Genomic DNA, 17316 nt, shown 5'->3' with positions numbered 1-17316 from the left:
GCAAAAATTTTAAGGTTGTACACTTTCCGCATCAGCGGATGGGCAGCACAAAGGTAAATCCAAACAACAGTTTTAATCCTAATACACTATTCTTTTTCTCTATGTTAAATATCCATAACTTATCGGTTTCTTTTGGTGGAACCTACCTTTTTGAAGAAGTAACTTTTCGATTGGGTTCGGGAGACAGGGTAGGGCTTGTTGGAAAAAATGGTGCGGGTAAATCGACGATGCTTAAGATTCTTGCCGGAGATTTCAAACCCGATTCCGGTCAGATTGCGACCGAGAAGGAAGTGAAGATTGGATTCCTGCGTCAGGATATCGATTTTGAACAGGGAAGAACGGTATTGGATGAAGCCTATCAGGCGTTTGATGAAATAAAAAGAGCCGAATTAAAGATTGACGAAATCAATCATCAGCTGGCAACAAGAACCGATTACGAAAGCCAGTCGTATTCCGATTTGATTGAACAATTGAGTGATGTAACGCATCATTATGAAATATTAGGCGGTTATAATTATGTAGGTGATACCGAAAAGATTCTTCTTGGACTTGGTTTCAAGCGTGAGGAATTCAATAATCAAACCGATACTTTTTCGGGTGGATGGAGAATGCGTATCGAATTGGCCAAATTATTATTGCAGTCCAATGACATATTGCTTCTGGATGAGCCGACGAACCACTTGGATATCGAAAGTATCATTTGGCTTGAAGGATTTTTGAGGAATTTTCCCGGAGTCGTGGTAATCGTTTCACACGATAAGATGTTTTTGGATAATGTTACGAATAGAACGATTGAGATTTCCTTGGGGAAGGCTTACGACTTCAACAAACCTTATTCCAAATATTTAGTGCTGCGTGAGGAAATCCGTGAAAAGCAATTGGCAACGCAAAAAAACCAGGCAAAGAAAATTGAGGAAACCGAAAAACTGATTGAAAAATTCCGTGCGAAAGCTTCAAAAGCTTCTATGGCGCAGTCGCTGATCAAGAAATTGGATAAGGTGGAACGCATTGAGGTTGATGAAGATGACAACTCGGTGATGAATATTTCGTTTCCCGTTTCGCAGACTCCGGGACGTGTAGTGATTGAAGCGGAGCATGTTACAAAAGCTTATGGAGATAAAACCATCCTAAAAGACATTTCACTTTTGGTGGAACGTGGTTCCAAGATTGCCTTTGTAGGCCAGAACGGACAAGGGAAATCAACGTTTATGAAAGCCATCGTAAACGAATTCAAATACCAAGGTTCGATAAAATTGGGGCACAATGTACAGCTGGGTTATTTTGCCCAAAATCAGGCAGAATACCTCGACGGCGAAATTACCTTATTGGAAACGATGACCAACGCAGCTTCGGATACGAACAGGATGAAGGTCCGTGACATGCTGGGTGCATTTTTATTCCGTGGCGATGATGTAGAGAAGAAAGTGAAGGTGCTTTCGGGAGGAGAACGAAACCGTTTGGCCTTGTGTAAATTGCTGCTTCAGCCTATCAATGTTTTGGTAATGGATGAGCCGACGAATCACTTGGACATCAAATCGAAAAACGTATTGAAAGCCGCACTTCAGAAATATGAGGGAACCTTGCTTTTGGTTTCACACGACAGGGATTTTCTTCAGGGAATGTCCAATATCGTTTATGAATTCAAGGATCAGAAGATAAAGGAGTATTTAGGTGACATCAATTACTTTTTGGAACAGCGCAACGCAAACAATATGCGCGAAATTGAGAAGAAAGATGTGGTGGCTTCCAATACAAATAATAAGGAAACCAAAAACCTATCCTACGAAGAGCAGAAGAAAAACAAATCGTTGCAAAATCGGTTGAGCAAAATCGAAAGCCAGATACAACAATTGGAAAAAGACATTCAGGCTGATGATAAGGCGTTGGCGTCAAATTATGACAAGCATGTTGAAGACGCTAATTTCTTTATGGCTTACAATAAGAAAAAACAGGAACTGGATAAATTGCTTGAAGACTGGGAAGTGGTTCAGGGCGAAATTGACGCGCTTACTTAAACGGATGCCGTTGCTGCCAACTTATATTTGGCTCTAATCTTTGAAATATTTTATCAAAATACTTATCGATTAGTTTATTGTTATGGTAAATGAATCCGGACATCATTACCGGTTCTGCACCAACTGAGCTCTTAATTTCCAAGGCAGTCCTTCCGAAAATGATTTCCTTAAACTGATTTTCAATGCCATATTTTGTCATGTTGTACAACATGTTCAGGTACAGCATTTTTTCCTTTTGGATTTTTTCATCATAACCCAGGAAATAAGTTTCCAAAGTGGTTCCGTTAAGCAATAAGGTGTGGAAGCCAACCAATTCGTTATCCAAAAAATAACCAATCAGGATAAATCGTTCACCGCATTGTTTTTTGAAAGAAGAGAAATGGTTTTTATCCAAAAAGAAAGTGTTGAACGGGGCATTTTTAGCTACGTGGTAATACAATTCATAAATCCTTTTTTCATGTGTAATGATATCGCCCAGGAATAATTCCCGCGTTTCAATTCCTTCAAACTTCTTGTGTGCCCGTTTGTATTGGTCGCGGTATTTCTTTGAAAGTGCGGCAACATAATCTTCATTGGTTTTCCATTCGGGCTTCAATTCAAAAATCATGTTGGGCTGCGTATTGAATTCGTACATTTCTGAAAATGCCGATTGTTTTAGTTCATCAGCACAATCCTTGTAGAAATCCTTAAATGAAACAATGTGGATTTTTATGCTTTGTTTTTTAAAGTAAGCCGTAATCTCATCGGCGCATTGTTTGAGTATCTGTCCAATGGTTTTCGAATCAATCTCTTTATTAAAGATATAACCATTTTGTCCTGTGATCATATTATTTCCCAGAAACAAGGTATGCGAACCAAAATTCCGGAACACAAAGTTGCGTACAGAAGTTTTCAGGCATTTGTCCCTTTCGCCAAAAGATTCCAGTTTATTCAAATTAAGGTATTGCGCCAGTGCAACGCCTATAAGTTCGGCTTTTTCAAAAATACCGATGTAGAAACACTGCATATTGGTGGGCGCCGATTCTTCGAGTACCTTTAAATAATGAGTCTGCAAAAACGCATTATGTTGCGCAACTTCATCCCAGGAATCGGGAAGTTGGTCAATTGCAACATATATTTTATAAGTAATGGTTTCCAATAAGTAAAAAAAATCGCTCCACAAATGTAGAGCGATTCAGTTATATTAAATGTTAAATTAAACCCAACGGCAAACGATTGCTCCCATAATGGTCATGCAGACAATCCAATATCCTGCGTTAATCAACATGTATTTCCAGGATTTATGCTCAAATAAACCATTGATGGCTGTGATAGGAAGCGCCAGGAAAACCCCAGACATGAATCCGTGTAAGGCACCATGCTTGTAAGTTCGGAAAGCCGTACCATAATCGCTCATGAATGCAGAGAAGGATGGTTTTGCGGTTGCAATGAAATCGGGACCACCGATCATTCCCAAAGCACCCATTTGGTGAACCGTCAATGCAGACATCATAAATGCCAGCATAAAAGAGTAAAGAATAGTCAATCCGAAAATCTTTAACATATTTCCCTGTTTGGCCTTTTCTTCGGTCATTCCTGATTCCCTCATCCAAATCGTTCCAAATACTTTTGGGCTGTACCAGATGAATCCAATAACTAAAGTCACAAGCATTGCGACTAAAACTGCGTAAAAATTAAATTCCATATTGTTTAGGTTTAATTGGTTAGTGTCCCAAATGTAAAAAATATTATTTAAATGATTTTTTTTTAACTATTTTTCCAATTTTAGTAGGAATCTGACAAACATTTGTAAGATAAATATATAAAAAATAATAGTAAATGTGCATTTCATCGATTATTTTTGTTTTTAAACGACTACTCTTATAGTTTTACAACGTCATAACCCTCAAACCTAAATGATATGAAAACATTATTTACCTACGTAACAGTACTTTTGGCGTCGGTTTCCTGCTTTGCAGAAATCTCATCGACTGAAAAAAATGCTTTGATCAAATTGAACAAAGCCACCAAAGGTTCGCAATGGACAAACAAATGGGATTTAAAATCTTCGCCATCAACTTGGTATGGTGTAGAAATCCAAAATGATAAAGTGGTGTCTATTAAATTAGTAAACAACAATCTTACCGGAGAGCTTCCAAAAGAAATAGGTGATTTAACTTCTTTGCAGGTTTTAAACCTTTTCAGAAATAATATTACAGGTGTTTTGCCTGCATCAATCGGGAACTTAAAAAACCTTACCAAACTGAATGTTGCATTCAATCAGGTATCAGGTGCTTTGCCGGAAGCTTTAGGAAATGCGACCCAATTGAAATCAATTGAAATGCACATGAACAGGCTTACAGGACAATTGCCTGTGGCTGTTGGGAATTTATCAAAGCTTGAAACCTTATCATTGTTCAACAATGAAATCGAAGGACAAATCCCAGCTTCCTACTACCAATTAAAATCATTAAAAGTTTTGTTATTGAACAGTAACAAGCTTACCGGAAAATTAGATAAAGAAGTCTCAAACCTATCTTCATTGGAAACCTTAAGTTTATTTGAAAACAAAATGGATGGACAGGTTCCGTTCGACCTTGAAAAATTACACAATCTTAAAGAAATGAACATTTCGTATAATATGTTCAACGGATTGGTTTCTAAAAACCTTTCTAAGCTTGATACTCTTAACATGACTATGGTTAATGAGCAGGGAGTTGCGACTACCCTGAAAGTGAGTATCGATAAAAACTCTGCTTTTGCAGCAGATGAATAGAACTCTTGTTTTTAGTTTTTATAAAATTAAATTTTGTTAGGTGAAAAAGGTCTTGAGAATATCAAGACCTTTTTTAATTTTAGTTAAACAGCGGCAACTAATTTGGAAGTGCTTCTGTAAATATATTCGTTATAGATGTGCCTTCTTGCAAAACGGCTTGGCGATTCGGCATTGACCATCTTAATATAAATTGGCCTTAAAACCCCAAAGTACTCAAACTCGCTTCCGTCAAGGAATGTGATATAAAGCACGCCTTTTTCATAATAAAAATCAGCGATATTGGTTGTGCTTGTAATTCGGGTGTATTCTTCCTTGCCTTTTTCAAGTGTTTCCGGCGCAATGCTTACCAGGAAATGATAAGCAGCAATAATCTCAGTGCTTTTTTCTTCTGCTGCCAAACGTTCCGCTTCATCCTGGATGGTATCCGGATGGATGTCCTTCATGCAGTTTCTGTAAATCGTTTTCAACTCTTTTAAGGTTGCCGTTTTGGTAACACCCAATAAGGCGCGGTACTCAATGATCTTTTTTGTGTTCATTTTGCTGGAATATAAGCTATTAGCGCTTTTTTAAATTGGGTGCAAAAGTAAACATAAATAATCGTTATCAAATACATAAACCTAAAATTAAGAACAATTTAATGTTATTGATGTACCGCATGGTACGTTTTGGTATCTGTAAACGAAAGCAATAATGCAATTACACCAATAGAAATATTCATAACGGCAACGGCTTCGTTTACATTTAGGTAGTTAATCACAAGAGGAGCAGTCGATGGAATAAAACGCAACACTCCTACGGTAGCCAAAAGCAATCCAAGGAAAACCGAGTATCCAAAAGCACTTTCCTTCATTCCGACTGCAATGGTAATTAGTCCAAGAATCAGATGGATTGTAGCATGGGTTGTGTTGGTTGTAAATATAGTAAGTACAGTTTCACTTTGGAATCCAAGGATTCCTTCAAAAACCATAAACAAACCTACCAATATGATAAAGCCGTTCAGCAGCATGCCAGTATGTTCGTAAAGAACAATTTTTGAATTGAAGTCATATGCTTTTCGCGGACTTCTTTTACGGCGGATTGGAGCTTTAGCGGCAGTTGTTTTAGCTGAGGCATTTGCAGCATGAACCGTAGTGTTTTTAGCAGTGAGTTTCTCAGTTGCAGGATGTTTGATGGTTGTACTGCGCACTGTTGTTTTTACCTTTGGAGTACTTTTGTCAGTGATGGAACTTTTGCCATGCGAAGTATCTTTGGCAGTTGAAGTTTTTACGGTCGTTTTTTTGACAGTAGTTGTTTTATCGTTTCCGGTGGTGGCTGTTGTTTTCAAAATAGTAATGTTTTAATGTTATAAGTCAAAGTTATAACTTGCACAACCGACTATGTTATATCATTAGGAACAGCTGATTATATAATTTTCATGACCACGAGCATGCTTTACATAGCTATTTCAATCCACACCGGGGCATGGTCGCTGGTTTTCTCCCAACCCCGCACTTTCTTATCCACACCACCGGAAAGCAGTTTTGGTTTCAGGACAGGATTCAAAAGAAAATGATCTATGCGCAATCCGGCATTGCGTCCATAGGCATTCCTAAAATAATCCCAGAAGGTATAAATGATTTCATTTGGGTAGAGTTCACGAATGGCATCGGTCCAGCCTTGATTAACCAATTTTTTAAATGCATTGCGTACTTCTGGCCTGAAAAGCGCGTCATCCACCCAACGTTCGGGCTTGTAGACATCAAGTTCTGTGGGCATTACATTAAAATCTCCTACAAGAGCAACAGGAACATTAAATGTGAGAAGGACTTTTGCACGCTGATGCAACCGTTTAAACCACTCGAGTTTGTAATCGAATTTTGGACCGGGTGCAGGATTTCCATTGGGAAGGTACAAACAGGCAATTACCAATTTATCTTTCCAAAGCACTTCCATATAACGGCTTTGTAAATCTTTATCGTCTCCCGGAAGTGTTTTCCCGATTTCCTTTATTTCCTCTTTGGAAAGTATGGCAACGCCATTCCACTGTTTCTGTCCATGCCAAATGGCATTATAACCGGCATCATTAATGGCTTTTAACGGAAATTTATCCTGCGGTGCCTTCAGTTCTTGTAGGCAGACAATATCGGGCTTTGCTTCTTCAAGCCATCGCAATAATACTGAGAGCCTTCCGTTTACACCATTTACGTTATAGGTCGCGAGCTTCATTTTCCTTTTTTTACTAAGGTACAAAATATAATAAAATTAGTTTTTTCAATTTTTTCCTTGACTTATAAGATTTTCGTTGTATATTTGCACCCGAACAGCGCGGGATAGAGCAGTAGGCAGCTCGTCGGGCTCATAACCCGAAGGTCACAGGTTCGAGTCCTGTTCCCGCTACTAAAGAAAAACTCCAACAGCAATGTTGGAGTTTTTTTATGCGCACCGGTTTTATTTTTTGGGCAGGTATTTTTCCTTGAGCTCGTTGTATTTAATTTTGTTGGCGTTTACCTTATTTAATTGTGCCAAAAAAGAATCCTCTTCTTCCTCAATGTCATTTTTTTTGAAGGATTTGGTAGCAAAGGCTTTTTCAATCAGATCGATTGCCATATCATATTGCCCTGCCTTAGCATTTGAGCAACCCAACCCAAATAATGCCCAACCATTTTTGGCATCTAAAGTCAAAGCCCTGTTGAAGTTGTCTTCTGCAGGCGAATCCTGGCCAATGAATAATTGGCATAAACCATAAAACACATAAAACGATGAATTGGTTTTCGAAGATTCTGTTTTGCTGTATTTTTCAAAATCGTTTACAGCTTCTTTGTACTGTTTGTTTTTATAAAGGCTCAATCCTCTCAGATAATATTTATCCGAAAAAACATCTGTACTATCAGCTCGGATTACTGTAGAAAAATCGGCTATGGAAAGTTTGTAGTTGGCATTTTTAAAATTCGCTTTAGCGGAATTGTAATAATATTTTAACTGTGGGCTGAAACCATAGGCTTCCTGGAAATTTTTTATGGCTTTAGTGATTTCGTTGGATTCATAATAAGCTAAACCTCGATAATATATGGCATTGTGGTTGTTTTTGTTAAGATCGACTGCCTTGTCCAGCGTTAGAATCGCACTAGGATATTCCTTCAGGAAGTATTGCGACTGTCCCTTCATTTCAAAAGACCGCGATAAGTCGGCGTTGAGCTTCCTCATCAATAATTTGTCATTTTTATAAGCATCCAATTCGAGCCTTGATTGGAGCAGCTGTAGTAACTGATTGTAATTCTGATTTGCATTGGCATAGTCTTTTTGTATCTGGTATGTATTGCCTCTTTCAAAATAAGCTTCTGTGTTGTCGTTGTCCGATTTAATGGCATTTGAAAAGGAAATTACGGCAAGATCATGTTCAAGAAGTTTGTTATGAGCCAGTCCTTCCTTGAAAAAAGCATCGGAAAACTTAGGGTCACATTCAATTGCCCTTTTATTCAATGCAATGGATTGTTTAAAATCATCGGTTCCCGATTCCGAATTTTTATTCCTCAATTCAGTGCCTCTGATGAGTAATATTTCGGCTTTGCCATGCAGCGCTTTTGCATTGCACTTTCTGATTTCCAAAGCTTCATTGTATAAATTGTCTGCTTTAATAAAGTCATGTGAATGCAGGAATTCTTCTGCCTTCAAAAAGAAGTCATTGCTTATCGACTCGATTGCTGCAATCTGATCTTTCGATAAGCTTATCGATTCAGCCGTTGCAAAATCCTTACCCGCAGCCGGGATATTTTTTAAATTAAAGTTATTCAGTCCTCTGTAATAATAGGCAAGGGCGTAGTCGGGTTTGAGTTTGATTGCCATGTCAAAATTACCCTGAGCCGAAGGATAAAGCTGCAGGCGGTATTGGTATTCCGCTTTATCAAAATAAATGCTTGCGTTGTTGGGGCTCAATGCAATAGCCTTGTCATAATCACCAAGAGCTCCGCTCGAATTGGATATGCGATCTTTGAGCTTGGCTTTCTTGACAAAAAACATCGGTTTGTCTGGAGAGTCATCCAGTTCATTGGTCGCCAAAACATCATAATCGGTAATGGCACTTACGATATTGTTGTTCCTGTTGACAAAATAATCAACCCTTGCCAAACGTGCATCCTTATAATTGGGGAAATAGGTTAATGCCACATTATAGTTTTCTAATGCCTTCTCAAAATTATCCTTGTCATTGGTCTTTTCGCCCAATTTGATATAAGCATTTCCCTTGATGAAGAAAAGCTCCGGGAATTCGTTTTTCTCTTTTTTGTGTTCTTTTAAAACCCTGTCGCATTCCTCAATTGCACCTTCAAAATCACCAGACTGCAGTTTGTTATTGGGCAAAGCTATTATCGCCAGCTTTTGCGTCAACAGGCTCAAATCGGCCTGCATGGCATTTGCCTGGTCGGGTTTCAGAAGTATTGCCTGATTGTAAAAAAGTATGGCGTCATTAAACCTTCTTTCGCTTTTTGCCTTATCTCCCTTGATTTTAAAATTCTCAAAGGTATTTTCCTCCATCAGTTTTTTGGTGTCGATGATGCGCTTGTCGAGTGAAGGAACGAGTGGCTGCAGTTCTTTGGCTTTTTCATACAACCCCAGGGCTTCCTTATATTGCTTGTTGTTGGAATAGGCACTACCCAAATTCATATATTCATTGAATATCGCGATGCGCCTTTTTTCTTCTTCCTGGCGCAATCTTATGAAGTCCAGTTTTTCCTTTTCAAAATCCTCCTGCGATACAACGCTTGCGGTCAAAGTTGCATCGGTTGCAATCTGCATGTTATTGTCTGTGCCTTCAATAGGGTTTTGTGGATTATAAAAACTAATCGCCATGATCAGCGCTTCCCATTTTGTAGCTCCCGTTTTATCCATCCTTATCAATGCTTCACGCTGCCTTGTTGCATACGGAGTGTCATTCGGCTTGTATTTGCTTCCGAAATTGGAATCAAACCGCACTTTTACAAAAATATAATCCTTCTTTTTAACATTCGAAACGGTAATGTTTGAAAACGTGATGGTTGCATCGGTGGTTTTTTCGTACTGTAAATCAAGGTCATTCAGGTAGTTTTCGGCAAAGCTGTCTTTGGTATTGCCCAATCCCGAAGCCGGATTCAAATCGTCTTCAATGATGATTTTACTATCGTAGAAAACACGATTACGCGAGGGTTTATAACTATTGGCCAATACTTCAGCCAGTTCACTCGGCGCATTATCCGAAAAGGTAACATAATTCAATAAGTTCTGTAAGCTCTCAATCGTGGCCTGAGCCTGGTAACTTATTTCCTTACCATCCTTTAAGGTCACTATGTTGTCCATATCCATTGAGGCCGTAGCAGTTGCGCTGCTATCAACAGTGGTGCTTTGGGCATAACCCTTATCAATTGAAAGTAAGAGAACACAACATACAAGGATTGTGTTACTAATGGTTTTGCTAAGTGGTATTCTTGGAAACATAGGTTTTTTATATAGGGGTTTTTATTAATTTACTAATCAGCCAGCCTGAATTTCTCGACTGCCTGTTGAACTGCCTGATTTCGATCTGCCAGCCTTTAATCTGGGAAAAAGTATAGACAATAGAATTTGCATGTAATATTTTGATGTTGTTCTGCCTGCATTCCGCTATGAACAAACACATGCTGTCGCTGTATTTTTCAGATTTGTCAACATAATACCCCAAATCTGCGGCATCTTCTGATATCTTGTCTATTTCAAGAAAATCATTGGTATGGCTTATCGGGTTCAGGAATTTCCTAAAATCTGTAGGTGTGGCAATTTGAGGCTGCACAACAACTACTTTTGTTCCGTCAGGATTCTTTAATTTTAAAAAATCAGCCTCAATGTCCGTCAGCACCCATTTACAGCCACCATTTGCCAGGTTCCGGATGTTGAGTTTCAAAACGGCTTTTTGCAGTTTTCCTTTCCATTTCAGGTTGCAGGATACTTTGGCATACCAATTTTCATTGTTAAAATCCAGGTATTCGGGATCTTCTTCGTTGGTGACCTGGGTAATGAACGTCATCACCTCCTCATAATTCCAGTCACTTCGTTTGCTGTCAAAAAGGCTTTTGATCAATGCTTCCCTTGTTAAGGGCGACTTGGTGAACTTTTTATTATAATCCTTAATCAGCGTATGGTCGGCATCATTGAACCGCTCGATGAATTCGTCGACCTGTTTGACTTCCCAGGCAAAATTGGTTTCAAATTCCGTTTCAAATGCCTGCGCAAAACCACATAATGGAATCAGCATCAAAAGGATTTGAAAATGTTTCTTGAGCATCGTTGCTGTTATTATAGTTTTTTTGTTTCAACCACTCCTATGTCGTCCAAAAACACATCCCAACCCGAAACATTTTCGCCGTTGACTGCCTTTTCGTAATGCTTTAAGACCACGGTCATGTTTCGTTTGGTCTGGTCTCCGTAAACAAGATTGCCATCAACAAACCCTTGGAATTTTTGCACGAAAGTCACCGAACCATAATAATTGCCGTCTGGTCCTTTTTTGAATTTGGAAGCATAGCTGATGTTGGCGTACTCGATGATTAGCTTGTCATACTGGCCACTTTTTATCAACAAGCGGTTCAGATAGTCGCGTATCTTGTATTTGTTTTTGGTATCAGTCCTGATATTGGAAACTTCGACCCTGGCATCTTCTGTCAAAAACAATCCGCAAGCCATATTGATGCTTTTGGTAGCGGCTTCACGTTTGGTATTTATGGATGTTATTGTTTGTAAATAGCCTGCAAACTCATTGGTTTTCTGCAAAGCTTTTGACCCATAAAGCGCCATGTCGGGAACAACATAATCATTGTCATCATGGGCAACGGCCGGTTTTACCTCTTCCACTTTTCGCTCTTCAGTTTCAGCCTGTCTTTGTGGAGCTGCAGACGGAGTTTCACTGGCTGTCTCTTTTGGTGAACCCTGTGTCAGGATCATGTTGATTTTGGGTTTGTCAATCGACAGATAAGGCAATGCTTCATCAGTACCCGAAAAAATCTGATGGTTTCCATTTTTCCTGATTAGGAAAACCAAATCCTTTTTGGGGAAGATCACATCTTTTCCGTTGTTGTTGGCTACCAATTCGCCTTCGCTTTCATCGTTGATGCTGACCGGTAAGATAGCGCCATTCTTATCGATGATGATGTCGTAATTCCGCGCTTTGGAACCGCCATTCATAAAATCCTCCTTTTCTTTATCTGAAGAAGGTTTGGCTTGTGAAAAAACCAAATAATCACCAGTTGAATTGAAAGCTACCTGCACACTGCTGGTATTACGGCTGTAAATGGGCCCGTTTGGGTTGGCAAGATTTTTAAATTTTACTTTATCGGGCAGGATTTCGGTGATTTTGCCGGGAATTTTGGTTCCTCCGGTAAAATAAATCACGTCTTGCGCGGCTAGTTTTGTAAAACTGAAAAACAGGATCGTTAGGGTGTAAAAAGTTTTCATATTGTTAGGTGTTATTTTTCTTGTTTTAAACTGATTTTTTAAATGCTTTGGTAAAACTCATAAAGGAATTGGCCATTTTGGGGCAACACATATATTTTTTTATTTTTAAACTGTACCAGGCCTTCTGCACCGGTTGCAACGATATCAATGTAATCACCATCTTTAATGCCTATGCCTTCGTTGTAACTGACCACTAATTTACCTTCGTCATTAAAATCGAAACCGTATATTTTACTGGCAAGAGCTAACACCTTTTTTTGCTTGGCTATGTTATAGATAGTATTTCCCATACTAAAAAAAACTTCTGATTTGTCATTCACCTGAACCTGGTTTATAACACCTTCTATTTCAAAAATCCATTTTATTCCTTTATCGGTGACCATTCCAATTTTGCTTTTTTTCTTTCCGACGCCCCATACATAACCAATATTGCTTTTATAAATGATGTTGTATTTGCCCAAATCCAATTCGGCTAAAGCATATCGTTGAATCGGTTGTTTTTCCTCAATTTTTATATAGTAAAGTTTTGACGCGTCAGGAGTATTTCCAAATACAAAAAAGGAAGAATCCGATAAGTTGGTAGCAAAGGATGTGAAATAATAATCCTTCGAAGGAGGCAGAAACCAGTTTTTCTCTTTAATCAGATAGATTCCACCGCCGATGGGCGCCAATACCTGATCAAAATCGTTTACATAAAATGAAGTCAACCTAATTTTTGAGGCAGGGATTTTATAGGCTTTATATTTATAACCATCAACATTTTTAAAAGAGATAGTGACAAAAGATACCAATACAATCAGTAAATAAATATGTATTTTAGATTTATCCATCTTTAGAATATTAGTTTTTAAAAACATACCACGCTGCTCCTCCAATAGCCACCCAGGCTGGTCCTCCGGCAGCAATAAACAATGCGCCGCCTACAAACGCTCTCGCTGCAACCTTATAATCATTTGCAGTTAAGGGCTTGCTTTCTACTTTTGGTGTGTCGGTAAAATATGAAGTGAACTTATTGGCTTCATTTTGTATATCTTCATCACTGCCACTCCCTATAGCAGTTGTAACATTTGAAATGCCATCCCCCAAATCTATGGCTTCGTGTTGTTTTTGTTGGCGATGTTCGTTAGCTAGTGAATTCGGATAAAAGGAAAAAATTAAATCAACATCTTCTTTTTTTATTCCACCATTTGATCTATTGAAAACATTTAGATTTGATTGATAACTTTCTATAGCATCATAAACCTTATTGACGTTGTCAAAAAGAGGACTGACTTCAGAAATTTTCTCTTTAGCATAATCAACTACTTTGGTGGTATATTCTTCGATTGCATTGCCAATAGATGTACCACTGGTTTCCAATGCATATTTGCTATTCAAAATACTGTCTGTCCCAAAAGCACTGTCTCCTTCATTTTCCGTATTCACCGAATTTAAGAGGTTTTCCGCAAACCCTTTGCTATCATCATTCTCAATATCACCTAAACCACTGTTTTTGTCAAATTCATCCAACTTAGCCTGTGTCTCTGCATTGTTTTGATTCATTGCATCTTTGAATACGGAATCATTGGTATTCAACTGATCCTGTATCCTTTGCTGTTCAGCTATAAACTCAAGCCTTGCAAGTTCAGCCTGTCGTGCCGCCTCTTCCAATCTCAATCGCTCTGCTTCCTGTTGTTGCTTCCAGGCCTCTGCCTGCGCATCGGCTCTAGCCTGCGCTTCCTGTTGCTGTTGTTGTGCTAATTGTTCCCTTTTTTCATTTTCAGCTTTTATTTGATCATCACGGTCTTTTATGCAAGCGTTGTTAATGTCATCACATTGTTTTTTCCTCCTGTCATAAACTTCCTTGTTTTGCGCCACATAAGCATCCCAGGCATTTCCTGATTTATACCAATGATCAATCGGACAGCAGGGAGGAGGTCCTCCGGCATTACATGCGCCAGGACTTTTTTCCACCCATCCGCTGGCATACGAACACGCAACATTTCGTAACTGTTTAGCACTGTTTGCATCTTCTTGTGCGTACTGGTTTAGTCTGTCCTGGATTTCTTGTTTGCACTCGGGTAACACTCCTGTTATGGTTGGATTCCTCATGCTTTTAACTTCTTCCATTTTTATATTACAGTCAGGATAACAATCTTTCTGGGAATATCCTTTTGACAATGACATCAATGCCACTATTATAATCAGCTTTATAGGTAAATTCAATTTCATACGATTCTATTTTGCCAGCAGTACATCCGCTGTATTCCTTAAACTTGCTATTTCGGCTTTGATGCGCTCATTTTCCTTTTTGATTCGTTCCGCCTTGTCGTCCTTTACGGATGAGGAAACTTTTCCGAAGATATTTGCGAGTCCACCAATCAATATCCCGGTCTGGTCCTGATACACTGCACTGTCATTCATGAATTTCTCACCGGTAGCCGCTACATTCTTCATGTCTCCGGAACCGCCTATCAGCCTGACCACCTCGCTTTTGTTGTAGTCGTATATTTTTACCAGGTTATCGGCAATTTCATTAGATATGATTGCGGCCCTTGCGCAGGCTTTCTTTTTTACATTGCGCGCCACCTCATCTTTCGGATACACGTCACTCATTTCCAAATACATTTTATACGCCTTGTTGTTGGAAGAGGTATTGAGGTAATCGGTGTAGTCGGAATATTTTTTTCGTTTGTAAGGTGACGAGTAGGGTTTGACATTGTCTACATCATCATATATTTCGGCTATGGTTAACTTACATACCATCGATTTACCGGTTCCTTCGAGTTTAGGGTTTTCGGCAACAGCCCGGAATGCCTTAACTGCCAATCCGTAATCCTTGTTGTCCTTAAAGAAGGAACCCAATTCATAATAGGCGGAAGGATCATTTTTGTCGCAGGCGGCAAATAATTTCCTAAAGCCCGGAAGCAGTTTCTCAGGCAAAGGCTGGCTGGAAAAATTCAAACCAAAATCCGAATCAAAATAGTTGATTTTTGCATAAGGCAGGTTGCGCCTCAATAGCAGTATTGTCGCAACATCAATGGAAGAATTTTCGAGGTTGAGGGTTTTAATCGGGCTCCAATTGGACATGGAAGAGAAATCGATTTTGCTGATTTTGTTGTTGCTCAAATCCAGCACCTTTAAATTGGGCAACGAGAAAATTTGGCCACTGCATTCGCTGATTTTGCAATCGTTGAGGTAGAGGCTTTCCATTCTTTTAAGCTTGCTGATGTCCGGGCCAACCGAATAAAGATTCACTCCCGAAATGCTCAAAGTCTTAAGCCCGGTACAGTCGTAAACGGCTGCAGGAAATCCGGTATAGTTTGATGCATTTAAGGGACTGCCGTTATTAATGTAAAGCTCATTCAGCCTTTTTAGCTTTCCAAATTCAGAAGGGAACCTGTAAAACGAACCCGGCAATACCAGTGATTTTAATTTGGAAAGTTTACCAATGGAATCGGGTAAGGTGGTCAGCAAAGTCTGATTGAGGTTCAATTCCTCCAATGAGGTCAGATTATAAAAGCTTTTCCCTATCGATTTTAACGGATTACTGCTCAGGTTCAGGCTTTGCAATGCTTGAAAGCCTGTGATGTCGCTTTCAATGGTTTTAATATTATTGCCCGACAAATCCAGGTTGATTAGTTTAGGCATTTCTTCAAATGCCCATGGCAGCTGCCCTAATTTATTTTTCTTGAGTTCGATGAATTCTATTTTAGACTTGGTAACGTCTGTGTTTTTATCCAAAGTAACTTCGCTGATCTTATTTTCATTGAGCTTTAATTCTTCCAGGTTGTTTAATCCAAAGACAAAAGAAGGGAATTTGGAAAGGCGGTTGTGTTCCATCGAAATGAGGCGGATATTGGATTGTTTGACCTTATCGATATCCTTAACCTTAATATTCTGGAGTTCGTTGTTGTCCATCCATACATAACGGAGTTCCTGCAGGTCGAATAACTCCAATGGGAAGCTTTTTATTTTATTTTGACTTAAATCGACAACGATTACATTTTTAAAATTGGAAATATCCTGCGGATAATTCTTGAACTGCATTCTCGTTAATTCCAAATATTGCACTTCAGAAGGTGCCTTTAAGGCTTCCTCCATTACGGTATAATGATGCTTTTTGCTGGCTTCGTCATACGGCATTGTATATACATCCCGGGCTTCAGTGGCTGCTACAGCTTCCGGTTGTATTTCCGGTTTCGATTTTTCCTTTTCCTTACGTTTCTTTTTCTCTTTCGCTTCCTTTTTTACTTTGGCTTCGGCAACAGGTTTTGCCTTAGGTGCTTCAGCGGTCAGGCTCGGTTTGGTAAACTGCGTATAAACTTCCTCATAACCGTTGGCATAGGTGATCTTGAGGATGTCATTTATGGCTATGGAAGTGCCCTGTGCATTCGACTGGCCTACATCGGCATATTTAACATTGTTTTCGTCAACCTCAACAACCCTTACATTGAGTTCGTTTCCGTTGCGCAGTTTTATCAAATCACTTCTACGGACCAGCGCCACAGTTGTGGTGTCGGCCTTCTTTTCTGCAATAAGTGTTTCCTTGAGTGTTTCCGGCAGGGCATAATATTCTTCAAAACCATTGCTGTAACGTATAGCCAGTACTTTCGAGATGTCGATTTTATCAACACCGGTTTCGCCTACCTTAGAGTAATTGATGCTTTTTTCATCAACTTCCTTTACTATGACTTTTAACTGTTCCTTTTCTGTGGTATAAATGACATCATAGTCCAGGACTACATTTTCCTTTGGTTTTACGGGTGTTTCTTCTGTGATGGTCTCCTTTTCTGCCTTGAAGTTTTCTTCATGCCCATCAGAATATTTTATCCTGATGATTTGATCCTTGAGCAGGAATTTTTTTTGGGAATCGGGAAGGCCAAAATCCTTATAGGAAACGTAACCCACATCTACTTTCTGGATTTTGCATTTAATGGTTTCGCCATTCTGGGCATAAATCAAATCCTGTGCATAGCCATTGGTTAAACTCAACAGCAATACGATGATGCATACGCACTTTCCTCTGCAGGACATCAATAATGTACTTCTTGCCTTTTGTATTTTTCTAATCATAATAAAATTGTAAAAATTTAATACATTAACATATAATCCAGATTATGGATAGGTTAA

General features: G+C 39.0%; 13 protein-coding genes and 1 tRNA gene. 3 read left to right on the top strand and 11 right to left on the bottom strand.

Features of this window, described 5'->3' with window-relative positions; genetic code table 11:
- Positions 1-101: 101 nt before the first annotated feature.
- On the top strand, positions 102-2015 hold the full coding sequence (locus L1S31_RS01355) for an ABC-F family ATP-binding cassette domain-containing protein (protein WP_236461124.1): 1914 nt from the start codon (positions 102-104) through the stop codon (positions 2013-2015).
- On the opposite strand, the gene L1S31_RS01350 is transcribed toward L1S31_RS01355, so the two are convergent.
- A complete protein-coding gene (locus L1S31_RS01350) occupies positions 2008-3153 on the bottom strand; it encodes a peptidogalycan biosysnthesis protein (RefSeq protein WP_236461122.1) in 1146 nt (381 codons plus the stop codon). The two genes, L1S31_RS01355 and L1S31_RS01350, sit on opposite strands and share 8 nt — an antisense overlap.
- Positions 3154-3210: 57 nt before the next feature.
- A complete protein-coding gene (locus L1S31_RS01345) occupies positions 3211-3699 on the bottom strand; it encodes a DUF1761 domain-containing protein (RefSeq protein WP_236461120.1) in 489 nt (162 codons plus the stop codon).
- 216 nt (positions 3700-3915) lie between these two features.
- Here L1S31_RS01345 and L1S31_RS01340 point away from each other — a divergent pair, with 216 nt between their 5' ends.
- Positions 3916-4770, top strand: coding sequence for a leucine-rich repeat domain-containing protein (locus L1S31_RS01340; RefSeq protein WP_236461118.1), 855 nt, complete (start codon positions 3916-3918; stop codon positions 4768-4770).
- Positions 4771-4853: 83 nt separating this feature from the next.
- Here L1S31_RS01340 and L1S31_RS01335 read toward each other — a convergent pair whose 3' ends face one another.
- The 3 genes from L1S31_RS01335 to xth form a co-directional block, all read right to left on the bottom strand.
- The gene (locus L1S31_RS01335) at positions 4854-5306 is read right to left on the bottom strand and encodes a KTSC domain-containing protein (protein WP_236461117.1); all 453 of its coding nucleotides are present in this window, start codon (positions 5304-5306) and stop codon (positions 4854-4856) included.
- 104 nt (positions 5307-5410) lie between these two features.
- Complete coding sequence (locus tag L1S31_RS01330; protein ID WP_236461115.1) at positions 5411-6094, bottom strand: DUF4383 domain-containing protein; 684 nt, start codon at positions 6092-6094, stop codon at positions 5411-5413.
- Between the two features lie 107 nt (positions 6095-6201).
- A complete protein-coding gene (gene xth / locus L1S31_RS01325; protein ID WP_236461113.1) occupies positions 6202-6975 on the bottom strand; it encodes an exodeoxyribonuclease III in 774 nt (257 codons plus the stop codon).
- A 98-nt stretch (positions 6976-7073) separates the two neighbouring features.
- Here xth and L1S31_RS01320 point away from each other — a divergent pair.
- Positions 7074-7146, top strand: a tRNA-Met gene (locus tag L1S31_RS01320).
- A 51-nt stretch (positions 7147-7197) separates the two neighbouring features.
- Here the strand turns inward: L1S31_RS01320 and L1S31_RS01315 are convergent.
- Genes L1S31_RS01315 through L1S31_RS01290 form a run of 6 tightly spaced genes read right to left on the bottom strand, consistent with a single transcriptional unit; the run spans position 7198 to position 17259 of the window.
- Complete coding sequence (locus L1S31_RS01315; RefSeq protein WP_236461112.1) at positions 7198-10215, bottom strand: tetratricopeptide repeat protein; 3018 nt, start codon at positions 10213-10215, stop codon at positions 7198-7200.
- Between the two features lie 7 nt (positions 10216-10222).
- The gene (locus L1S31_RS01310) at positions 10223-11038 is read right to left on the bottom strand and encodes a hypothetical protein (RefSeq protein ID WP_236461110.1); all 816 of its coding nucleotides are present in this window, start codon (positions 11036-11038) and stop codon (positions 10223-10225) included.
- Positions 11039-11049: 11 nt separating this feature from the next.
- Positions 11050-12204: a hypothetical protein gene (locus tag L1S31_RS01305; RefSeq protein WP_236461108.1), complete on the bottom strand. Its 1155-nt coding sequence runs from the start codon at positions 12202-12204 to the stop codon at positions 11050-11052.
- Positions 12205-12242: 38 nt separating this feature from the next.
- Positions 12243-13034, bottom strand: a complete 792-nt coding sequence (locus L1S31_RS01300) for a hypothetical protein (protein WP_236461106.1) — start codon at positions 13032-13034, stop codon at positions 12243-12245.
- Between the two features lie 10 nt (positions 13035-13044).
- Positions 13045-14415 (bottom strand): hypothetical protein, encoded by a 1371-nt coding sequence (locus L1S31_RS01295; RefSeq protein WP_236461104.1) that lies wholly within the window; start codon positions 14413-14415, stop codon positions 13045-13047.
- Between the two features lie 6 nt (positions 14416-14421).
- Positions 14422-17259 carry a leucine-rich repeat domain-containing protein gene (locus tag L1S31_RS01290; protein ID WP_236461102.1) on the bottom strand — a complete coding sequence of 946 codons (2838 nt, stop codon included), beginning with the start codon at positions 17257-17259 and terminating at the stop codon, positions 14422-14424.
- Positions 17260-17316: the final 57 nt, after the last annotated feature.

Source organism: Flavobacterium wongokense, from assembly GCF_021608265.1.
Lineage (GTDB): Bacteria > Bacteroidota > Bacteroidia > Flavobacteriales > Flavobacteriaceae > Flavobacterium > Flavobacterium wongokense.
Note: the sequence above shows the minus strand (reverse complement) of the source record. Positions and strands in the feature narration are given on the sequence as shown.